This window comes from Aminobacter sp. UC22_36 (assembly GCF_044056035.1).
Taxonomy (GTDB): Bacteria; Pseudomonadota; Alphaproteobacteria; order Rhizobiales; family Rhizobiaceae; genus Aminobacter.
Window position 1 is genome coordinate 3,740,573 of record NZ_CP171996.1, and the last position, 21,607, is coordinate 3,762,179.

Sequence of the window (21,607 nt, forward strand, 5' to 3'; positions counted from 1 at the left end):
GTGGCCGGCAGGGTAGAATTCTCAATAGGTCTCAGTAGTCGTCGCTCTTTTCGGGCGCGACCAGGCTCTCGATGCCGGCGAGCAGGTCTTCTTCCGACATGCGGTCGAAGTTGATGTTTTCTTCGGCTTCGTCGCTGTCGATGGCGGAGGCAGTGGTCTGGTCCGCCGGCTCGGGAGCTTCCGGCTCCGGCTCGTCGACTTCGACATGCTTCTGCAGCGAGTGGATCAGGTCTTCCTTGAGATCGTCCGGCGAAAGCATTTCGTCGGCGATTTCGCGCAGCGCCACGACCGGGTTCTTGTCGTTGTCGCGCGGCAGCGTGATCTGCGCGCCCTGCGAGATCTGGCGGGCGCGGTGGCCGGCGAGGAGCACCAGCTCAAAGCGGTTGTCGACCTTGTCAATGCAGTCTTCAACGGTTACGCGGGCCATGAAGTGCCCCTTTCATGCATGGATTTGACGGAAAGCTGACGCGTGCATTAACCTGAACGGCCACGCAATTCAAGCATGAAGCCTGCTTTACCGGACAAGCGTCGGAATCCGGGCATCCATCCACAAACGATTATTTTACTGCTCCGCATCAGTCCCCCCTTGGAATGACTCATCGCGAGCGATATTTGCCGCAGTGGGGCAAGTCATTGATTTGGGGGGAACGAGCGCTCGGTTCAGCGTATTTGGCGTCAGCCTATTTCGACAAGGAAATTTTCCTATGTTTGATCCTCGCGAGAAAATCGCACTTTTTATCGACGGAGCTAATCTCTACGCCACTTCGCGCTCCCTCGGCTTCGATATCGACTACCGCAAACTGCTTTCCAGCTTCCAGAAGCGCGGCTATCTGCTGCGCGCCTATTATTACACGGCGTTGGTCGAGGACCAGGAATACTCCTCGATCCGCCCGCTGATCGACTGGCTCGACTATAACGGCTTCAAGGTCGTCACCAAGCCGGCCAAGGAGTTCACCGACGCCACCGGACGGCGCAAGATCAAGGGCAACATGGACATCGAGCTGACCGTCGATGCGCTGGAGCTCGCGGACGTCGTCGACCACTACGTCATCTTTTCCGGCGACGGCGATTTCCGCACGCTTGTCGAAGCATTGCAGCGTCGCGGCCGCAAGGTCTCGGTGATCTCGACCATGGCCTCGCAGCCGCCGATGATCTCGGACGACCTGCGCCGCCAGGCCGACCATTTCATCGACCTGATGACGCTCAAGGCCGAGATCGGCCGCGAACCTTCCGAGCGGCCGGCGCGCAAACCCGATCCTGTCGATCCGGCGGCCGACGACATTTGATGCACAGTCCCCAGTCCGCCTTGCCGGTCGATCCCGACCGAAATTGTCAGCTTTGCCCACGCCTGCACGATTTCATCGCCGGCTGGCGCGAACGCGAGCCGGGCTGGTACAACGCGCCCGTCCGCTCCTTCCTTCCTCCCGAAGGCGAAGCGGCCGTGCGTTTCCTGATCGTCGGACTGGCGCCCGGGGTGCGTGGAGCCAACCGCACCGGGCGCCCGTTCACCGGCGACTATGCCGGCGAGCTGCTCTACTCGACGCTCAAGCGCTTCGGCATGGCCCGCGGCGAGTTCGAGGCGCGGCCCGACGACAGCCTGGAATTGATCGGCACGGCGATCACCAACGCCGTGCGCTGCGTGCCGCCGGACAACAAGCCTGTGGGTGCCGAGATCAACACCTGCCGCACCTTCCTGGTGCCGACGATCGCGCGCTTTCCCAATCTGAAAGCCATCCTGACGCTCGGTTCGATCGGCCATCAGTCGACGGTGCGGGCGCTCGGCGCGCGTGTCGCGGCGGTGCCGTTCAAGCATGGCGCGCGTTGCGACGTCGGCAAGATCGCGGTGTTTTCGAGCTACCATTGCTCACGCTACAACACCAATACGGGCGTCTTGACGGAAGAGATGTTCGTCAATGTTTTCCGCGATGTAGCGGATTTCCTGCAAACTTAGATTCCGACCGCGCAGCCGGCTCGTCGCCTTTATGTTTCCCATAAAAAAGCCTGGTTGCGCTGTGGGGCGACAACCAGGCAAGGGGCACTGGCAAATGGAACGACTGGCTATGGCGCCAGCCGCAAGGTTATGGTCAGGCCGTCATCCGGCTGGAGGTAGGCGCCGACAGTGGCGCGTGCAGGGAAACCCCAGACTGGGCAATCCCTTTGGTAACGCGCCGCGTGAGCTCAGCCGGCGAAGCCCTTACCGGGAATGAAGCCCTTCCCTCGCGGGATGGAGATGGTCCCGGACCTGTTGGGTCCAGCGGCCAGTAGAACGGCTCCGTCCTTTGTAGCCTGGCTGGTGATAGCTGGCTTCTCGGCAGTGTCTGCCGCAACCGGCACTGCGGCGAATGCCAAGGGCGCCAGCATCAGCGACACCGCCGCTGTCATCATGATCGTCTTCATCGATATGTTCCTTTCACCGGCCACACGCGGCCGCCTACGGCGCAGGATGGCACTGCCCCCAGTGCCGAACCGCGCCTGCGCCAAAACGCGATCTGCGTCGAGAAATGACTGCAAAACGCTGATTTGTGCATACGGCAGATGGCGTATTTCGACGGCGGGTGGGCGCCGAATTCAAGGCGTTGGTTAACCGGAATCTTCTCGCGATGGTGACCGCCTCGGACTGCCATTGCCAGCGGAAGTGCGGGGCAAGATTTCCACGGGCCGGTGATTTTCCTGGTGCCTTTGGGCTCCTCATTCTCACCGCCCTCATTCCTTCGCACCCCCCTCTGGCCTGCCGGCCATCTCCCCCACAAGGAGGGAGATTAGTCTCGTCGCCGGCGGCGCCCATCCTGCAGCGTCGGAAGGCGGATTGGTTAAGCCTTGCGACGTTGGCGATTAGGCGAGGATTCGATGCAGGCGTGATCTCCCTCCTTGTGGGGGAGATGGCCGGCAGGCCAGAGGGGGGGTGCGAAGGATCGGGACACAGTAGGTTGGCTTCGCAGGACACAACCACCCTCGAAGCCGCTTTGGAAGGTGGCCGAGCGAAGCCAGGTCGGATGAGGGGTGTTGGAAGAAATGAGAGGCTGCAGAATAGGATTCTGAACGACGACGCTCGGAAACACCGCACTCCGTCCAACACCCTCATCCGCCACTGCGGGGCACCTTCTCACACTAGGGGAGAAGGCAGAATCCGCCCTAGCCGCGCTCCTTGAGCAACCGGCCCTTTTCGCGATTCCAGTCGCGCTGTTTTTCGGTCTCGCGCTTGTCGTGCAGTTTCTTGCCGCGACCGACGGCGAGCAGCATCTTGGCCATGCCGCGATCGTTGAAATAGATCTTGAGTGGCACTAGCGTCATGCCCTCGCGCTCGATGCTCTGGGCGAGCTTGGCCATCTCGCGCTTGTTGACCAGCAGCTTGCGGCGGCGCCGCGTCTCGTGGTTGAAGCGGTTGGCCTGGAGATACTCCGGCACATACGAATTGATCAGCCAGAGCTCGCCGTTCTCGAACGAGGCGTAGGAATCCTGGATGTTGGCCTGGCCCAACCGCAACGACTTGACCTCGGTGCCGCTCAGCACCATGCCGGCTTCGAGCGTGTCGAGCACCTCATAGTTGAAGCGCGCCTTGCGGTTTTCCGCGGCGATCTTGTTGTTGGGGTCGGATTTCTTGCCCTGGCTCATGACGTCGCTATGTGTTTGGTGCGTCCCTTGACGGCTTGCCGGTCGGGTTTCGACCTCGGGATGAGGAAGCAGCGCACATCCAAAATCCTGCGCGAACGGCGCAATATGATTTCAGCTGCGGTTGCTGATTTCCCTCATCGCGAAGTGCGAAAACGAAGGGCGAGCCTCGAGAGAGGCACAATTCCAAGAGCGCTTACATGGCTGCGAAGTGGCAATTCCGCAACCCTTTGGGCACTCAGTTGATGAGGCCGGCGTGCTTCATCGCCGCGTCGATTTTCTCGGCAGTGGACGCCTCGACGGTCATCAGCGGCGAGCGCAGCACGTTCTCGACCTTGCCGAGGCGTGACAGCGCATACTTCGCACCCGATACGCCGGGCTCGATGAAGATCGCCTTGTGCAGCGGCATCAGGCGGTCCTGCAGTTCGAGCGCCTTGTCCTTGTCGTTGGCAAGACTCGCCTGCTGGAACTCGGCGCACAGCCGCGGCGCGACATTCGACGTCACCGAGATGGCGCCGACGCCGCCATGCGCGTTGAAGCCGAGTGCCGAAGCGTCCTCGCCCGACAGCTGGATGAAATCCTTGCCGCAGGTGATGCGCTGTTCGGAGACGCGCTCGACCTTGCCGGTCGCATCCTTGACGCCCACGATGTTCTTGAAGTCGTGCGCGAGGCGGCCCATCGTCTCCGGCGTCATGTCGATGACCGAACGCGGCGGGATGTTGTAGATGATGACAGGCAGCGTCGTTGCCTGGGCGACAGCCGAGAAATGCGCATAGAGGCCGCGCTGGGTCGGCTTGTTGTAATAGGGCGTGACGACCAGCACGGCGTCGGCGCCAACGCTTTCGGCGTACTTGACCAGGCCGACAGCCTCTTCGGTGTTGTTCGAACCCGCCCCAGCAATGACGGGCACGCGACCACCCGCCACCTCGACGCAGATCTTCACGACCTGGCGATGTTCGTCATGGCTCAGCGTCGGCGACTCGCCTGTAGTACCGACCGGCACCAGGCCGGTGGTGCCTTCGGCGATCTGCCATTCGACGAAGTCGCGAAAGGCTTTCTCGTCGAGACGGCCATTCTTGTCGAATGGTGTCACGAGCGCGGTAAGTGAGCCTCTCAGCATATCGTCCAACTCCAGCAATCCCTACGGTTTCGCAGCCTTTTTGATGTCGCCGGCTTTCTAGCCGAAAGCAGGGCCGCGCACCATAGTCTCGACACCAATTTGCGGCAAGTGTGGCCGCAACCTATATGGCGGCGAATCGAAAGACCGCGCTAACCTTTCATTAACCCGCTCTTCACCACATGAACCTAGGCTCGATCCGCTCCTGATTGTAACCCGCAAGGATGGGGAATGACCAAGATCATTCCGGCTGCCAGGCCGCATCATATCGCGCTGTTGAGCGCCTTTATTGCCCTGGCGCCTGTCTCCGCCCGGAGCTCCGGTCTCGACCCGCAGGCAACGTCGGCCATTCCCTTTGCCAGCATCAGCAAGGCGGATGCGGCGCGCGCGGCCTTCGGTACGATCGACCAGCTGAAGAGCGGGCTCGACGCACTGTCGAGCGGCAATCTGGCGCAGGCCCGCGCCATGCGCGACGCCCTGCCCGTGACCGCGCTCGACCGTCACATCCTGATGTGGGCGATCGCCCTCAATGGCGGCGACCAGGTGCCGAGCGCCGACATCGCCGCAGCCGCGCAGGCCCTGCCAAGCTGGCCTGGGCTTGCCACGCTTCGCCGCAACAGCGAACGCGCCATGGCGCGTGAAAATCCTGGGCCCAACGTTGTCGTGCAGGCCTTCGCCGGCAGCGAACCGCAGACGATCGACGGTGCTGTGCTGCTCGCCCGCGCCCAGATGCAGCTCGGCAACGCCAGGGCGGCAGTGGCCGTGTTGCTGCCTTACTGGCGCAACGAGAAGCTCGAAGCCAAGGACGAGGTCGCGATTGTCAGGGAGTTCGGCGGCCTGATCCCGGCAGCCGACCACCGCATCCGCATGGAAAAGATGCTTTATGCCGAGCGCGTCAGTTCGGCCGCCCGCGTCGCCGAACTGGCCGGAGCGAAGCCGCTTGCCGACGCCTGGTCCGCCGTCATCAAGGGCGACAAGAAGGCGGCAGCATTGCTCGACGCAGTGCCGGCGGCGCAGCGTTCGGCCGGCTATGTCTTCGCCAAGGCACGTTCGCTTCGCAAGCAGGAGAAATTCGCCGAGGCAGCGGCGGCGATGCTCAAGGCGCCGAAGGACCGTGCCAGCCTGATCGACCCCGATGCCTGGTGGGTGGAGCGCCGCGTCCTGTCGCGCGAGCTGCTCGATAAGGGCGAGGTGAAAACTGCCTATCGTATCGCCGCGGCGCACTCGGCCGAAAGCCCGACCAGCGCCGCCGACGCCGAATTCCACGCCGGCTGGTATGCACTACGCGGCCTCAACGACGCCAAGCTGGCGTCGGGCCATTTCGAGCGCATCGCCAAGATCGCCGGCAGTCCGATCTCGCTGTCGCGGGCCTATTACTGGCTCGGTCGCACGGCTGAAGCCGGCGGTCCGGGCATTGCCAAGGACTATTACGCCCGCGCCGCCACCTACGGCACGAGCTTCTACGGCCAGCTTGCCGCCGAACGAATCGGCCGCAAGGCGCTCAATGTCGTCTACCCCTCGCCCAGTGCCGCCGACCGCCAGAACTTTGCCGGTCGCGAAGCCGTCAGCGCGATCACCCGGCTGGAAGGCGCAGGTTATGCTGCCTATGCCGAGATGCTTTATCGCGACCTCGCCGCGCAGCTGAACAGTCCAGGCGAACTGGCGCTGCTCGCCGTCATGGCCGAGAAGCAGGACAATCATTATCTGGCATTGCGCGTCGGCAAAATCGCCGCCCAGCGCGGCCTTGACGTCGGGGCGCTGTCGCATCCGATCGGGGTCATTCCCGGCTCGGCCAACATTTCAGGCTCCGGCAAGGCGCTGGCTTACGCGATCGCGCGCCAGGAAAGCGAGTTCAAGGTTTCGGCCATCTCGAGCGCCGGGGCGCGCGGCCTGCTGCAGCTGATGCCCGGAACGGCCAAGGATCTCGCCAGGAAAGCCGGCATCGCCTACTCGCAGGACCGCCTGACCTCGGATGCCGGCTACAACGCTACCTTGGGCGCGACTTTCCTCGGTGAGCAGCTCGGCCGCTTCAACGGCTCCTATGTGCTGACCTTCGCCGGCTACAATGCCGGTCCACGCCGCGCCGACCAATGGATCGCTAGATATGGCGATCCGCGCGGCAAGGATGTCGACACAGTTGTCGACTGGGTCGAGCGCATCCCCTATGCGGAGACGCGCAGCTACGTCCAGCGCGTCATGGAGAACTATCAGGTCTACAAGATGCGGCTGTCGGGCAGCTACGACATCAACGGCGACCTAGTGAACGGCCGCTGACACCTGCCCTCCGCGATTGACCGCCCCCAACCGCGTCGGTAGCTAGTTCAGGCCAACGCGGCAGGCGCGTTGTGTGCGGGAGACGCAGCGTGATGGCCAGCGAAGACGGCTTTTCAGACTTCTTTTACGCGTCGCAAGACGGCCTGAAGCTGCATGCGCGAATCTATGGCACCGAGCCGGGCCACGGCGCGACGGCGAATCCTGACAGCTGCCCGGTCGTTTGCCTGCCTGGATTGACCCGCAATGCCAGGGACTTTCACGAGTTGGCGCTGCACCTCGCGGCCGATCCCCAAAAGCCGCGCCGAATCATATGCTTCGACTATCGCGGCCGCGGGCAATCGGCCTACGACCCGAATTGGCAGAACTATAATGTCGGAGCCGAGGCAGCCGACATTCTGGCAGGATTGGACGCGCTCGGCGTCACTCAGGCCGCCTTCATCGGGACGTCGCGTGGCGGGCTGATCATCCATGTGCTCGCCGCGATGCGCCCTGCCCTGATCAAGGCGGTGGTGCTCAACGACATCGGCCCGGTGATCGAGCCGGCTGGCCTCGCCCATATCCGCTCATATCTGGAAAACGCCCAGCGCCCGACCGACTTCACTGATGCGGTCCGGATTCAAAAAGCCGTCCATGGCGAGGCCTTTCCGGCGCTGTCGGATGCCGACTGGCGACGCTTCGTCCGCGCCATCTATCGCGATGAAACAGTTAGGCCGGTAGCGGACTACGACCCCGCCTTGATCAACACCGTATTGGCGATGGACCTGAGCCAACCGCTGCCTGATCTGTGGCCGCAGTTCGGGGCCCTCGCCTCAGTGCCCATGCTGGCGATTCGTGGCGCAAACTCGCGCCTGCTTTCGGCCGCGACTCTCGAAGAAATGGCTAAGCGCCATCCGCGCTTCGAAGCGATCACCGTCGAAGGTCAGGGCCACGCGCCGTTTCTGGAGACGGGCGAGTTGCCTGACAGAATCTCTGCCTTTCTTGGCAAGGCGGACGCCAAGACCATATGATCCGCCCGGCAATACAGGACGACAGCCTCCTGATTTTCACAGCTAAACAGCTGGAAAGCGCCTGACGCGATAGCTCGCGCCGACAGCCCACAGAGATATCACGACGGTAGGTACGCGAGGTTCGAGACAGCTTAGGCCATCATTTCCCCAAACGAAAAAACCCGGCGGTTGCCCGCCGGGTTTTCCTAAACCAGCTGGTGAGCCGATTAGAACGAAGCGTCGAGGCGCAGGAAGCCCGAGAACGAGCCGTCGACCGGATAGCTGTCGCCATCGTTGTAGTTGACAGCCAGCTTGGCGTTCAGGTTTTCGACGATCTTGTAGTCGACAACCGCACCGATAGCCCAGTCGTTGTTGCCAACATTGGTGGTGGTGTTGGTCACGAAGTTCGCGAAGTGGCTGTCAGCGAAGTACTGACCGCCGGCGCCCACCGTCAGCTTGTCGTTGACAGCGTACTTCAGATAGCCGCCGACCGACCATTCATAGCCCTTGTAGGGGTCAGACAGGCTGAACCAGGTAGCGCCCGACTCGTAAGCTGCGAGCAACTCAAGCGTCAGAGCGTCGGTTGCCTTGATCTTGGCGATACCCTTGAGGGCGAATTCGCTCAGGAAATCGTCGTAGCCAACGAACAGGTCGACCGAACCCCAACCCTGTGCGATCGAGACCTTGCCGGTGATGAGCGGCACGTAGTCGAAATCGCGATCTTCTTCTTCGAGGCCGACCGACACAGCGATGCCGTTGCCAGCGTCGAAGGTGTAGCGGATCTGGTTGACGAAGTCGCCACCGCCCTTGTCGAATTCGCCCGACAGATCGCCATCGAACAGGGTGTCGTTACGACCGACCATCAGGCCGCCGAGTTCGAAGTAGGCATAACGAAGACCAAAGGCGGAGTCGTCAGAATATGCACGGTACCCGTTAGCGCCGGGAGCAGCAAATTCGCCGCCATCGTTTGCTGCCTGGATTTCGATGTAGCGCTTGAACGTGCCGTATTCGGTTTCCGAACGGGCATCAAACTTCAGGCGAGCCGTAGCTTTCTTCTTCCAGCCGTTGTCGTTGTCGGTCCAGTCGATCTGGTAACGAACGAGGCCGCCGATCTTGAGGCAGGTCTCGGTGCCGGGGATGTAATAGAAGCCCGCACCGTAAACGTCGCAGATGCGGACGTATTCCATGGGTTCCGGCTCAGCGACGACGACAGCGTCGGCCGCACGAGCGCCGGAAACTGCGAGCAGAGCTGCAGCGGAGCCGAGAAGAAGGCTCTTAATGTTCATTTTCTGACCTCCAGTCAGAATCGCGACTGGAAGTCGAAAAGTTAGGCCGCAAAGCTAGCGGCATCGGCACGCATAGCCGATGCGACAATGCCGCAAGCGATTGAAATAACTGGTACTTCAGTGATTTGGGAAGGGAGATGGCGTTGGGCTGGCGGAGAGGATGGGATTCGAACCCACGAGAAGCTTTTGACCTCTACTCCCTTAGCAGGGGAGCGCCTTCGACCACTCGGCCACCTCTCCGTTGCGCCGCTGGATAAAGAAAAGGAGCGGCACAATCAACAAGTCATTCTACATATTGGCGGGAAAAAGCGTCGCCTGGCGATCTCTATGAACGAATCGTCCGCGAAGCCGAGCTCTTGGGGAATCGGATCACCCACGATTCTGCGGTACGAGAACTCAAGCGCGGGCAGCTCCTGGGGCAAAAGCCGCGCTCGAATCGGCTTCATTTCTTAATGACTTCTTTATAGGGGGCATCAAATCGTGTCATTTGTGCAACATGGCCCGGCGATAGAGCGTTCTGCGGACCTCGCCGATTGTGTTGGTTGTTGAACCGCGGCGGCGCATGGGTAATGTCGGGGTCGAAGAGGGAGCGCGGTGCGCATCTTTTTCAAACGGGGATGGGGCAGGGAACGCTGTCCTTCAGCAAAAAATACCCAGACCCTCTTTTGAAACTTTTGACTGGAGGTCAGAAAATGAACATTAAGAGCCTTCTTCTCGGCTCCGCTGCGGCTCTGCTCGCAGTCTCCGGCGCTCGTGCGGCCGACGCTGTCGTCGTCGCTGAGCCGGAACCCATGGAATACGTCCGCATCTGCGACGTTTACGGCGCGGGCTTCTACTACATCCCCGGCACCGAGACCTGCCTCAAGATCGGCGGCCTCGTTCGTTACCAGATCGACTTCGACGACCAGGATGAAGGTTGGCGCAAGAAGACCACCGCTCGTGTGAACCTCGATGCCCGTTCGGAAACCGAATACGGCACGTTCCGTCGCTTCATCGAACTGAACTTCTCCAACGATGGTGGCGAATTCGGCACCCTTAACACCGTCACTGGCTACCGTCCGTACTCCGACGATTCCAGCTTCGGCATCCGTTATGCGTTCTTCGAACTCGGCGGCCTGATGGTCGGTCGTAACGACACCCTGTTCGACGGTGCTCTGTCGGGTGAGTTCGACGCCGGCGGCGGCGACTTCATCAACTCGATCCGCTACACCTTCGACGCCGGCAACGGCATCGCGGTTTCGGTGGCTCTCGAAGAAGAAGACAACAACTTCGACTACGTGCCGCTCGTCGTCGGCAAGGTTTCGATCGCACAGGGCTGGGGCTCGGTCGACCTGTTCGCTGCTTATGACGATCGCTTCTCGGAGTTCGCTCTCAAGGGTACCGCCAAGATCAAGGCAACTGATGCTCTGACCCTCGAGCTGCTCGCAGCTTACGAGTCGGGCGCCACCTGGTTCGGTCTTGCTGACTTCTACGCTGGCTACGAATGGTCGGTCGGCGGTTACCTGAAGTACGCTGTCAATGATCGCCTGACGGTCGGCGCTGGCGCTCAGTACTTCGCTGACAGCCACTTCGGCAACTTCATCACCAACACCACCACCGAAGTCGGCAACGACGATTGGTCGATTGGTGCGGTCATCGACTACAAGATCGTCGAGAACCTCAATGCCAAGCTCGCTGTCAACTACGACGACGGCGACAGCTTCACGGATGGCTCGTTCAACGGCTTCCTCCGTCTCGACGCTTCGTTCTAATCGGCTGAAAGGCTGAATTAGATGGGAATGGCTCGCGGTCTTCGGATCGCGGGCTGTTTCTGTTTTGTAACAGGGCAGTGCGTTTGTTGTTCGCAGCGCTGGTGTCCAATAAGAAAAGGGATTGCTGTTAGGCTATCTATGTAGCTCAATTCCCCGCTGGCTCGTCAAATGATTGGAGGCCAGACCCGAGGGGAACGGAATTGCACCGAAAGCGGGCATCATCCAGCGGCGAAATGCCGCAAGTTCAGGATGTAAGCTCTTACAGCTTTCACTATTCCTTTGGCACGAACGGATCAGCAAAGGCCGTTAAGAGCTTAACAGTGGCCGAGCTCTTCTCCCAATATGGGAAGATCCTTTGGGAGGAAGGCCATCACAAGGCCAATGTAAAGTCCTTCTTGGGTGAGATAAACGAAATCTTATTCAATCAAGGGTTCAGCGTCTTTAGTCAAGAAATGCTGGACAATCTTATCGGAACGCTACGAGAACGCGGCAACAGCAACGCGACCATCAATCGAAAGATGGCTGCGCTCAGTAAGCTGCTGCGGAAAGCGTTCAAAATGGGTGATATTCATAGTCTCCCGGAGTTTCGACGTCAAAAGGAACGGCAAGGTCGCATTCGTTTCCTCGAATATGACGAAGAGGACCGGCTGTTTGCTGCCATTCGCCAGCGATCCGAGTTGTACTATCAGCTTTCTGTGTTCCTTGTGGACACTGGGGCAAGGTTGGGTGAGGCAATCGGGCTTCGATGGAACGATATTCAAGGCAATTTAGTGACCTTCTGGCTTACCAAGGCGGGGAAGAGCCGCTCAGTTCCATTGACGCACAGGGCCAAAGAATCGGTCAAACGCCCTCCAGGCAAATTGGCAGGGCCGTTCTCGGAAATAGAGCAGCACAAATATCGCGCTGTTTGGAATGAGGCTAAAGCCGAAGTTGGGCTAGGTGACGACCCGGATGTGGTTCCACATGTATTGCGGCACACTTGCGCTTCGCGATTAGTGCGAGGTGGCGTTGATCTGCGCCGAGTGCAAGTGTGGCTTGGTCATCAGACTTTGCATATGACGATGCGCTATTCTCACCTTGTAACGCATGATCTTGATATGTGCATCCCGATCCTTGAGCGACGCGATAAGCCCGAGTAGATTGCCTATCCGGTCCTGTCTTTGCTGAGCTTGTGGACCGTGCCAATTGACAAGCCGGTTCTCAAGGCGATTGCTCGAAGCGGCAATTTGAGGTTGAGCAGATCAGCTATCTGTTTTCTGTCGATCTTCGCCTTTGGTCGCCCGAGCGTTTTTCCTTCTGCTAATGCCCTAGCAAGCCCGGCCTTCACTCGCTCTCGAATCATAGCCCGTTCAAATTCTGCAAACACTCCTGTCATTTGGAACATGGCCTTGCCTGAGGGCGTTGTGGTGTCGATTGCCTGTTGATGCAGGTAGAGGTCAATACCGTTCGAATGCAGGTCGTCTAACGCTTGAACTAGGCCAGCCAGGCTTCGGCCCAATCGGGACACATCCCAGGCCATCACAACGTCGAATTTGGCTCTGGTGGCGTCCTTGAGCACCTGGTCGTATGCAGGGCGCTTGTCTCGTCCCTTCGCACCACTAATTCCTTCGTCTTCGTATGTCGCAACGACCTGCCATCCCTTAGCTTTAGCAACCCTTTCGAGTTCGATCCGCTGATTGTCGGTGTTCTGCTCTTTTGTGCTGACTCTGAGATACAAAGCTGCCTGTTTCACGGATGCCTCCATGTTCAGAAAACATCTGATTATTGAACGCCGATTTCGGCCCTTTAAAGGCATTGGAAAGCAAGGGGTTTCGGAGCGCTGTTTCGTGGGGGTTTTTGAACGCGATAGCGTCCAAGTTTACACGCCTAATCCCCGCACTCCCCATTTAGAAATCTTGTAAACCAAAGCCCCTGAGATGGCCGAGTGACCGGCGAAGACATCATCCGGTTACCAAGAAGCCATTGGATGACGTAACGTCACATGGGGAAGATGGGGCGATGGCTTGTCGTATCGAGAAGTACAGCACGGAGAGCCTGGAAGAGGCCTTTGATGGCCTGGAACGAAGTTGGCTCGACCTAAACAGTCATCAGCTCATTGGCTTTCCGGCGGACGGTAAAAGGAGTGTCCAGAAATGCTCAATGGCGACGTAATGGCGTGGTCCGCGATGGTATGGGTTGTTATCTTGGTGGCAGCCGTCGTTTGCCTTATCGGTGCCAGATCAGAATAGATTAGCTCTGCGTGTGGGCTGCGCCCCCATAAGGGCGACTAACCAATATCTGCGCGAGCGTTTAGAGTTTTGATTATGTCCGCTCCTAGTTGCCTCGTATTCTTTGGCTGAGAGCTTCCGTTGAGAAGATCAACGCCAAGAACTGCTGCGATTTGCCGTAAAAGCGGCTTGGCAACCGGCTGAACCTCATTGGTGGCCAGAACGGAAATTGTTCCATTCTCATATTGACGTATGACAAACTGTTCGAAGCTGGCTTCGCTTGAAATCTGCAATCCATCCAACGGGCGAACTGGCCGTGGCCGCGTTGAGACCCCAAACATCAGCCTCCCGCCGGAATCGCGAGACCTTGTCGCAAACTCCACAGAAGAGCAATCAAGGAGCGTTTCCACGGAAATGCCGTTCTCATCGTCTGTATTCACACGCAGCACCATGACTCTGTCGACCAACGCAAAAGTGTTGGGATTGAACGAGACATGAGAACTCGACGTGATTGTCTTGACTGAAATACGCTCGTTCTCGGCACTTATGACATCGTATCCGCGCTGATTGGTCTCCAAGGCCATTTGACCTCGGGTGATCATGGCTGCGTATAGTTCGCCAATGCGTCCGGTGAGATGATTTAACTCGGCTGGTGCAACGCCCCAGGTAAGTTCTTTCTCAAACCAAGACAGCGCCTCTCCCAACGATTGGATGATCTGAACCTGAGATAATGCCAAACTAGCCCCCAATTTGCCCGTAGGTGTCCGTAACTCTTAACTGGATAGGTTTCTAGCGCTACGCATGGGCGAGAGCTCCCCGCACTCCCTACTGGAGAGCTTGTAAACCCAAGGCAGGGGGTGGGGCGGGAGCCATGCCGGGGGTACCCCATAGCGTATATGCTCAAAGCCTGAGCGGGGATTTTTGAGTTGTAAACCTAACCTATATGACGGAAGGTGGGGGGGAACCAAGCAGCTGACCTCTAGCTAGTTAGTTATTTTAGAGAATTACACTAAAAATCAGAGTATGCCCTACAATTGAAATAGAGGCCCGTACAGGGGTTTTGTTGTCTTGCGCTATATGACTACCTAAATTACATTAGATCGATTGTATGGTCATTTATGTGCCTTCTGGGGCCTATTATATCTCTTCGCTCGGTCTACATGTAGAAATGATGCTCACGCATCCATGTTTCGCCCAGAATCCGAAGAAAACCCTCTCGACGTTGGCGATAATTGTCGTAACCAGGCCTCATCTCTATATCCCCAAGATAGTCACCCAGATCGCGTACTCCTAGCTCATGGTGAGCGAGTGCGTCAGCGGGAAGTAGCGTGATCCATGTCGCGGCGTCGTCAACGGCAATCTCATGCCCCAAGTGCTCATGATAAGCATCTATCATTACTTGTCTTAGGCGATCCTGCCATCCGTCCTCGACCACAAAGCTGTCATGAATCGGCAGAACCAGCTTTCCGAAGTCATACATCATCTTGAGCATGACGGTTTCGGCAATGTCTGCATCCCGTTTCTGGAGTCGCACCCCTTCACCTGTGCCAAAATAGTGAGCTATTCGCGCGTGCTTCTCGCGAACGGCTTCCATGATCTGATCCCATGTCCAGCCCTCCGGAAGTGCACCCGGAACGGGTGGTCTGATATGGCCTGCTGCGTTGATGATCTTGAAAACAGTTCGCTTGATCAGCTTCCGGTGAGTGGCCGGAATGCCTTCGATTGCGTATGCGTCCCCTTCCAGCTGTAGCCCTTGATCTGCGTAAAGCATAGCAATCTGCATGTTGGAATAATCAAGCTCTGCGGTGGGAAACCAATTGATGGTAAGGTGTCTGCGGAGCCGACTGGGAACGCCTTGCCACCATCCACCGTAGAAGCGACCACCATCGGTGAACCTGCCATTGTTAAAGACACGATAAAGCCGTGTTCGGAACAGCAGGTCATACTCTCGCCTCTGGTCCTTAATGTCTCCGAACTCATCTCTTTCTTCATCGTCAGCCCGAGACAACCCACGGAGTTCAGCATCGGGGATCAGTATATCGATCCAGTGATGATCACCTATGAATTGATTGATTGCTCGTAAGTTGCGTTCCATTCGACGGGTTTCGTCTGTGGGCTCGAAGTGTACAAACTCGGCAGCCTTCCCTCTTGCTTCTCTCTGTCCCCTCATCCGAATTAGCGGGAGTTCATGCGTCCGAAAGAGGGATGACATGAAGGGAGATTGGGGGTTATTCTCTAAAGTGCTCCTAGTAATACCCGGGGGGATGTTCCCGTGGTTTCTTTCTCTATTGGTTATATAATCTTCTATTGAATTAATAAGAATCTCTCTTGGCCTAACTCTTGTCTTATATCCTGCCCCTCGCTCCCTATCGAAATTACCCGCTCGTAGTTCAATGTAACTTGGGTCAGACTCCGCGAGAAAGCGAACACAGTACTTAATCGCCCTGTCATTCAGGCCAATGGGGTTGTATTCTCCTCGTGGATACCCTCCATTTGCTCTGTCTATTGCGATATATTTGTTCTCGTCGCTGAGATGATTCTTATAAAGATTCCCAATTATGGCTCCTAGGGCATTCTTTATGTTCAAAATCACATCACGACGTCGTGTTTTCCCTGCATGAACCCTGACTTCCTCGCTCAAACTTTCAAGGAGTGGCCCGAAATAGACTGGATTTAGATCAAAATCTCTTCTTAGCCACCGAAAGTTCCTGATTTCATCGGTAGTCGGTGCTTTGTAGGGCATGTTCGCTCCTCTTTTTGCTGTCTAGATCAAATGTCAAGGAAAATTTTCCTATCTTAGGCTGAATCGACTGAGGCGATTGCGCTTTACGCAACCGTTTAGCTCTCGGCTCTGTCCGTAAGTGGCATGGCAGGCGGGCATACAAAAAAGCGCATGGCTTTAGCGTAGCCCAAAGTACCTTTGGAGAATGGAGGCGACTGCCAGCAGCAGCCTTAGATACCCAAATTCCCGCTCTAAGGCGGTCCCTGTGGCTACCTGCTCCAAAGGAGGGGTGACCGGCGGGCAAGCGCGATGGGAACCATTAGGGTTCATCGAAAATGTAGTCACGATTTCGATTGACACAATGCCCAATGGTGCAGGTCAGGAAGTTTGCTCAACATTGAGCTACCATTGGCATGGGCATGCCCTCAAAGGGGAATTCCGGAGGAGATCATCTGCTGGCCGCTTAGAAGAGAATGAACCAAATGACCATTGTCGCTACGCTTAGTCCCTCTGCCATTAGGAAAAGGGTGTCGACGAGGATTTTTGCTGATGCTCCGTCCACGTCGGCGTCATGAAGCACTTCGTCTCCGAAGACAAAAGCCTTCTTCATATGCTCCAAATTCTCTCGGTCCTCATCGGTGCCGCCACGCGTCAGAATCAGCACTGCCTGCTTCGCGAGGACTTGCAGTTCATAGAGGTCCGTATCACTTGGCAGCTTTGTCTTAATCGCCAACAGGCAGGCAGCAATAATGTTGAATGGAGGTGCAATGTAGAGAAAGGCAAGCCAGAATGGTGCGAGATATATTGCTCTAACAATGGTCTGTCGGACGATTACCGCAATTCCTGTAGAACCCATAACGCCCGCTCCTAGATCAAACGCCATATCGCGTTATCTCGACTCATAATACCTTCTGAGCCAGTTTTCTTTTGGAACAAATCTGAGAATTAGTGCAGATACTATTAGGCTGCCCAATAGGATCAGCCCAAGAAGTAGCAGCGCAAGGCTCATATCGCCCTGCAAAAAGAACCACCTGATAAGCTGCTCAACTCCAGCCCAGCCGATATTGGCGTCCATGCAGAGAAAAGCCTGATCGTGGCTGGATAGGGAGCGTTTGTGTAGCAGAAGCTGCAGATGTCCATCGCAAAGCGATGTGATCCAGTACCCGAACTTCAGCCAGTAGATCACTCGGACGATCAGGGAAATGCCGGCGGCAAATACGGCAAGCACGCAAATCAATGCCACTAGCCTACCGATCGCCCAGGCAATTAGGATGATTGATTCCGCGACGAATGCCTCGATGGATCGCATCGCTGTTCCCACCATCGCAATACATACTAAAGTTGATAAACTCAAAGTGTGTAAGCTGCAATCCGTCTATGCATGGATATGCGCAAATTGGTTGGGCGGAATTTCGCTCGGCTGCGTCGTGAGAACGGTCTAACCCAAGAGGACGTGGAAGCGCGTTCTGGTTTCAGCCAGCAGTATCTCAGCGGCCTTGAGAGGGGTAAGCGCAACCCGACCGTCATCACGCTTTATGAGTTGGCCCAAGCGCTCGGCGTAAGCCATGTCGATCTAGTTCGTCCTGATGATGGAGACGAAGCTAAACCCTCCGGGTAGCTACCCTAGCCGCCCTGTGCGTCCTTCCTCGAAAGGGACTGCATCAAGCTTTCTCGCAAGTCTTCTGTCGGCGTGGGCGTAGCGCTTCAGCATTCAATTCCTCCATCAAACCAATCCCACAGATACCATTACTGGGACCACTTTCGCCTCAGTCACACTCTCACTAAGCCCCTCCCGCTCATGGGTAATGTCGGGGTCGAAGAGGGAGCGCGGTGCGCATCTTTTTCAAACGGGGATGGGGCAGGGAACGCTGTCCTTCAGCAAAAAATACCCAGACCCTCTTTTGAAACTTTTGACTGGAGGTCAGAAAATGAACATTAAGAGCCTTCTTCTCGGCTCCGCTGCGGCTCTGCTCGCAGTCTCCGGCGCTCGTGCGGCCGACGCTGTCGTCGTCGCTGAGCCGGAACCCATGGAATACGTCCGCATCTGCGACGTTTACGGCGCGGGCTTCTATTACATCCCCGGCACCGAGACCTGCCTCAAGATCGGCGGCCTCGTTCGTTACCAGATCGACTGGGACGACAACGATGACGGCTGGAAGAAAACCGCCCTGTTCCGTCTGAAGGTCGATGCTCGTTCGGAAACCGAATACGGCACGTTCAAGCGCTACATCGAGTTCGAAGGTAAGAACGACGGCGCCACCCACACGAATGTCGTGCCGACCGACGGCTCGGCTCCTTACTCGATCTTCAACAAAGACGACACGAGCGCCTTCAAGGTTCGTTATGCCTACTTCGAACTCGGCGGCCTGATGGTCGGCCGTAACGACACCCTGTTCGATGGCGACCTGTCGGGTGAGTTCGATGCCGGTGGTGGCGACTTCGTTCAGCAGATCCGCTACACCTTCGACGCCGGCAACGGTATCGCTGTGTCGGTCGGCCTGGAAGAAGAAGACAACAACTTCGACTACGTGCCGCTCGTGACCGGTAAGGTCTCGATCGCTCAGGGTTGGGGTTCGGTCGACCTGTTCGCCGGTTACGACGATCGCTTCTCGGAGTTCGCCCTCAAGGGTATCGCCAAGATCAAGGCAACCGACGCTCTGACCCTCGAGCTGCTCGCAGCTTACGAGTCGGGCGCCACCTGGTTCGGCCTGTCTGACTTCTACGCTGGCTACGAATGGTCGGTCGGCGGCTACCTGAAGTACCAGGTCAACGAGAAGCTGGCGATCGGCGCTGGTGGTCAGTACTTCGCTGACTCGCACTTCGGCAACTACGTGACCAACACGACCACCAACGTTGGCAACAACGACTGGTCGATCGGCGCAGTCATCGATTACACGATCGTCGAGAACCTGAACGCCAAGCTGGCTGTCAACTACGACGACGGCGACAGCTTCACGGACGGCTCGTTCAATGGCTTCCTCCGCCTGAACGCCGAATTCTAATCGGCTGACGTCTTAGAAAAAATGCGGCCCGGGTTTCTCTGAGACCCGGGCCGTTTTCTACCAGCGGCAAGTGCTGGGATATCGAGCCAAACGGAGGAAGAGCAACGACACTGTGCGGAGCGTGAAGCGAAGGTCAGGAATGATATTTCCCCCTGCCCTTGATCGTCACGAACCGAAAGCGATTACCGTCAGCTTGCCGGTCACCGCGTCGTAGAGTAGCGTTTGGCTGCTTTTCGCCGAAAGGTTGCCGGAAATTTTATGAAGAAAGCAACTTCAAAGGACGATATTTTGAGCGGCCATCATTCTGCCGCCCTGATGACGAATTGCAAGGTAACGTACAATTTCAATAGCGTTAAAGAAGTAAAGTCATTCAGGGTCATAGACCTTTTTATATCTTACAAAGACATCCTTTGGGACGACGGTAAGCACAAATACAATGTCAGCTCCTTCATTGGTGAGATTGACGAGATTCTTCTAGGCGAGCGCTTCAGCGCATTTGCCCAGGAGACACTCGACGGCCTGATAGGCTCCCTGCGCCAACGCGGTAACAGCAACGCGACCATCAATCGAAAGATGGCCGCTTTGAGCAAACTACTGCGCAAGGCCTACAAGATGGGAGATATCCACAGCCTGCCCGAGTTCCGCCGCCAGAAAGAGCGGGCGGGGCGAATCCGCTTTCTCGAACTCGAGGAAGAAGACAGGCTTTTTGCTGCCATCAAGGCAAAGAGCGAAGACGCCTACCGCCTCTCGGTATTCCTGGTCGACACCGGCTGCCGTCTCGGCGAGGCGATCGGGCTGATCTGGAACGACATTCAGGACACCCGCGTCAGCTTCTGGATCACCAAATCCGGGCGCAGCCGAACCATCCCCCTGACAGCGCGCGCTAGAGAGACGGTCAAATGGCCGCCGGAACGCGGGCCGCGTCCGAAAGGACCGTTTGCGATGCTGACGCAGCCGCAGTTCCGGGCGATCTGGAACGAGGCCAAGGCCGAAGTGGGCCTTGCAGCCGACGACCAGGTGGTGCCGCATATTTTGCGTCACACCTGTGCTTCGCGGTTGGTGCAGGGCGGCATCGACATCCGGCGTGTGCAGATGTGGCTCGGCCACCAGACGCTGTCGATGACGATGCGTTACGCCCATCTGGCGACCAACGACCTCGACCGCTGCGTGGTGGTGCTGGAGCGGCACTGACACCAGGCGACGCGAATCATTGGTCGAACTCCTGCGGGCACTCAGGCTAGAATCAGCTGAAAGCCGCCGTGGCTTCGTCTCGGCGGCTTAGGAAGTTCGTTTGTCTTGATAGCATCAGCCTGCTGCGACAAACCGCATGCAAGCGTGGCCACTTTTGTCGTATAGGCGAAGTCCTGCAGCGCTGCGTCCAATTGGACGCGCAAGGGACGCTGTAGCACTTTGAGTCGGTGCATGATCCTTTCCGAAAATCGATTCCGATTTTCGGGGTCATGCACTAGAGATTTCCGTGCCCGGTTCGGGACCGATGACGCCATTGAGTATGCTGCCATGATCAACCGCCCTGCCCTCACACCCGTCATTGGCGCCCTGCCGGCCACCGTGCCGTTTGTCGGGCCGGAGGCACAGGAGCGCGACCGCGGCACGCCGTTTCGCGCCCGCATCGGCGCCAATGAGAGCGGTTTCGGCCCCTCCCCGCGCGTGATTGCGCGCATGGCCGAGGCGGCCGCCGAGATGTGGAAATACTGCGATCCAGACAATCATGACCTCAAGGTCGCCCTCGCCCGTCACCTCGGGCTCGGCGTCGACAATGTCGTTGTCGGCGAAGGCATAGACGGGCTGCTGAACCTCGTCGTGCGCATGTATGCGACCGAGGGCACGCCGGTCGTCACCTCGCTCGGCGCCTATCCGACCTTCAATTTCCATGTCGCCAGCGTCGGTGCCAAGCTGGTGCCGGTGCCGTTCCGCAACGACAAGGAAGATCTTCAGGGGCTGCTCGACGCGGTAAAACGCGAAAATGCGCCAATTGTCTATCTGTCCAACCCCGACAATCCGATGGGCAGCTGGTGGGAAGCCGGCGACGTCGTCAGCTTTGCTGAGGCGCTGCCGGCGACGACAATGCTGGTGCTCGACGAGGCCTATGGCGAGACGGCGCCGGCCTTGGCACTGCCGCCGGTCGACATTTCCCGGCCCAATGTCGTGCGCATGCGCACCTTCTCCAAGGCTTACGGCCTCGCCGGCATCCGCTGCGGTTATGCCTTCGGCGACGCAGACGTGATCGCCAGCTTCGAGAAGGTGCGTAACCACTATGGCGTCAGCCGCATGGCGCAGATCGCTGGCGAGGAAGCACTGGCCGACCAGGCTTACCTGGCTGAGGTCGTTGCCAGAGTGGCGGCCGGGCGCGAGCGGATCGCTTCTATTGCCCGTGACAATGGCTTCAAGCCCCTACCCTCGGCGACCAATTTCGTCACCATCGATTGCGGTGGCGATGCCGCCTTTGCGCTTGCTGTGATGCGGCACCTGTTGTCGCGCGACGTCTTCATCCGCAAGCCGATGGCGCCGGTGCTCGACCGCTGCATCAGGGTCAGCGTCGGGCTCGATCATGAGCTCGACATCTTCGCCGAGGAGTTGCCCGGCGCGATTGCCGCCGCGCGCAGCAACTGACTGAGGTCGCTCATTTTCAACC

20 protein-coding genes and 1 tRNA gene are annotated in these 21,607 nt (G+C 58.0%); 10 read left to right on the forward strand and 11 right to left on the reverse strand.

The genetic code is table 11. The annotated features are described in order from the left end of the window. Nucleotides 1–31: 31 nt before the first annotated feature. Entirely contained in the window at nucleotides 32–427 is a 396-nt protein-coding gene (gene rpoZ / locus ACHMW7_RS21790; protein ID WP_395447551.1) for a DNA-directed RNA polymerase subunit omega, read from the reverse strand. A 277-nt stretch (nucleotides 428–704) separates the two neighbouring features. On the opposite strand from rpoZ, the gene ACHMW7_RS21795 reads away from it, so the two are divergent. Continuing rightward, entirely contained in the window at nucleotides 705–1,286 is a 582-nt protein-coding gene (locus ACHMW7_RS21795) for an NYN domain-containing protein (protein WP_395447552.1), read from the forward strand. Next, nucleotides 1,286–1,951: a uracil-DNA glycosylase gene (locus tag ACHMW7_RS21800; protein ID WP_395447553.1), complete on the forward strand. Its 666-nt coding sequence runs from the start codon at nucleotides 1,286–1,288 to the stop codon at nucleotides 1,949–1,951. Before ACHMW7_RS21795 ends, ACHMW7_RS21800 begins: the two co-directional genes overlap by 1 nt. Before the next feature lie 227 nt (nucleotides 1,952–2,178). Here the strand turns inward: ACHMW7_RS21800 and ACHMW7_RS21805 are convergent, their stop codons facing one another. The 3 genes from ACHMW7_RS21805 to dapA form a co-directional block, all read right to left on the reverse strand. Beyond that, nucleotides 2,179–2,397: a hypothetical protein gene (locus tag ACHMW7_RS21805; RefSeq protein ID WP_395447554.1), complete on the reverse strand. Its 219-nt coding sequence runs from the start codon at nucleotides 2,395–2,397 to the stop codon at nucleotides 2,179–2,181. Nucleotides 2,398–3,132: 735 nt separating this feature from the next. Next, nucleotides 3,133–3,612, reverse strand: a complete 480-nt coding sequence (gene smpB, locus ACHMW7_RS21810) for an SsrA-binding protein SmpB (protein WP_395447555.1) — start codon at nucleotides 3,610–3,612, stop codon at nucleotides 3,133–3,135. A 235-nt stretch (nucleotides 3,613–3,847) separates the two neighbouring features. Next, nucleotides 3,848–4,729, reverse strand: a complete 882-nt coding sequence (dapA, locus tag ACHMW7_RS21815; RefSeq protein WP_395447556.1) for a 4-hydroxy-tetrahydrodipicolinate synthase — start codon at nucleotides 4,727–4,729, stop codon at nucleotides 3,848–3,850. A gap of 228 nt (nucleotides 4,730–4,957) precedes the next feature. Between dapA and ACHMW7_RS21820 the strand changes: the two genes are divergently transcribed. Together ACHMW7_RS21820 and ACHMW7_RS21825 are read left to right on the forward strand one after the other, a co-directional pair. Next, nucleotides 4,958–7,000 carry a lytic transglycosylase domain-containing protein gene (locus tag ACHMW7_RS21820; RefSeq protein WP_395447557.1) on the forward strand — a complete coding sequence of 681 codons (2,043 nt, stop codon included), beginning with the start codon at nucleotides 4,958–4,960 and terminating at the stop codon, nucleotides 6,998–7,000. A 92-nt stretch (nucleotides 7,001–7,092) separates the two neighbouring features. Further along, nucleotides 7,093–8,007 (forward strand): alpha/beta fold hydrolase, encoded by a 915-nt coding sequence (locus tag ACHMW7_RS21825; RefSeq protein ID WP_395447558.1) that lies wholly within the window; start codon nucleotides 7,093–7,095, stop codon nucleotides 8,005–8,007. 206 nt (nucleotides 8,008–8,213) lie between these two features. On the opposite strand, the gene ACHMW7_RS21830 is transcribed toward ACHMW7_RS21825, so the two are convergent. Both ACHMW7_RS21830 and ACHMW7_RS21835 read right to left on the reverse strand, forming a co-directional pair. Continuing rightward, a complete protein-coding gene (locus ACHMW7_RS21830; protein ID WP_395447559.1) occupies nucleotides 8,214–9,272 on the reverse strand; it encodes a porin in 1,059 nt (352 codons plus the stop codon). Between the two features lie 149 nt (nucleotides 9,273–9,421). Further along, nucleotides 9,422–9,512: transfer RNA gene (locus ACHMW7_RS21835), tRNA-Ser, on the reverse strand. A 452-nt stretch (nucleotides 9,513–9,964) separates the two neighbouring features. Between ACHMW7_RS21835 and ACHMW7_RS21840 the strand changes: the two genes are divergently transcribed. Together ACHMW7_RS21840 and ACHMW7_RS21845 are read left to right on the forward strand one after the other, a co-directional pair. Continuing rightward, entirely contained in the window at nucleotides 9,965–11,023 is a 1,059-nt protein-coding gene (locus ACHMW7_RS21840) for a porin (RefSeq protein WP_395447560.1), read from the forward strand. Between the two features lie 233 nt (nucleotides 11,024–11,256). Continuing rightward, nucleotides 11,257–12,162, forward strand: a complete 906-nt coding sequence (locus tag ACHMW7_RS21845) for a tyrosine-type recombinase/integrase (protein ID WP_395447561.1) — start codon at nucleotides 11,257–11,259, stop codon at nucleotides 12,160–12,162. Between the two features lie 5 nt (nucleotides 12,163–12,167). Here the strand turns inward: ACHMW7_RS21845 and ACHMW7_RS21850 are convergent, their stop codons facing one another. From ACHMW7_RS21850 to ACHMW7_RS21870, 5 genes are all read right to left on the reverse strand, one after another. Further along, nucleotides 12,168–12,755, reverse strand: coding sequence for a recombinase family protein (locus ACHMW7_RS21850; RefSeq protein ID WP_395447562.1), 588 nt, complete (start codon nucleotides 12,753–12,755; stop codon nucleotides 12,168–12,170). Nucleotides 12,756–13,289: 534 nt separating this feature from the next. Continuing rightward, the gene (locus ACHMW7_RS21855; RefSeq protein WP_395447563.1) at nucleotides 13,290–13,967 is read right to left on the reverse strand and encodes a DUF6998 domain-containing protein; all 678 of its coding nucleotides are present in this window, start codon (nucleotides 13,965–13,967) and stop codon (nucleotides 13,290–13,292) included. Between the two features lie 419 nt (nucleotides 13,968–14,386). After that, complete coding sequence (locus ACHMW7_RS21860; protein WP_395447564.1) at nucleotides 14,387–15,325, reverse strand: hypothetical protein; 939 nt, start codon at nucleotides 15,323–15,325, stop codon at nucleotides 14,387–14,389. 1,090 nt (nucleotides 15,326–16,415) lie between these two features. Then, entirely contained in the window at nucleotides 16,416–16,835 is a 420-nt protein-coding gene (locus ACHMW7_RS21865) for a hypothetical protein (protein ID WP_395447565.1), read from the reverse strand. Nucleotides 16,836–16,841: 6 nt separating this feature from the next. Next, a complete protein-coding gene (locus ACHMW7_RS21870; protein ID WP_395447566.1) occupies nucleotides 16,842–17,261 on the reverse strand; it encodes a hypothetical protein in 420 nt (139 codons plus the stop codon). Nucleotides 17,262–17,333: 72 nt separating this feature from the next. Between ACHMW7_RS21870 and ACHMW7_RS21875 the strand changes: the two genes are divergently transcribed. The 4 genes from ACHMW7_RS21875 to ACHMW7_RS21890 all read left to right on the forward strand — a co-directional run bounded on the left by ACHMW7_RS21875 (nucleotide 17,334) and on the right by ACHMW7_RS21890 (nucleotide 21,585). After that, on the forward strand, nucleotides 17,334–17,570 hold the full coding sequence (locus tag ACHMW7_RS21875; protein ID WP_395447567.1) for a helix-turn-helix domain-containing protein: 237 nt from the start codon (nucleotides 17,334–17,336) through the stop codon (nucleotides 17,568–17,570). Nucleotides 17,571–17,880: 310 nt separating this feature from the next. Next, nucleotides 17,881–18,954 carry a porin gene (locus tag ACHMW7_RS21880; protein ID WP_395447568.1) on the forward strand — a complete coding sequence of 358 codons (1,074 nt, stop codon included), beginning with the start codon at nucleotides 17,881–17,883 and terminating at the stop codon, nucleotides 18,952–18,954. A 315-nt stretch (nucleotides 18,955–19,269) separates the two neighbouring features. Continuing rightward, nucleotides 19,270–20,145, forward strand: a complete 876-nt coding sequence (locus tag ACHMW7_RS21885; RefSeq protein WP_395451406.1) for a tyrosine-type recombinase/integrase — start codon at nucleotides 19,270–19,272, stop codon at nucleotides 20,143–20,145. Nucleotides 20,146–20,472: 327 nt separating this feature from the next. Next, nucleotides 20,473–21,585 carry a pyridoxal phosphate-dependent aminotransferase gene (locus ACHMW7_RS21890; protein WP_395447569.1) on the forward strand — a complete coding sequence of 371 codons (1,113 nt, stop codon included), beginning with the start codon at nucleotides 20,473–20,475 and terminating at the stop codon, nucleotides 21,583–21,585. Nucleotides 21,586–21,607 lie beyond the last annotated feature (22 nt).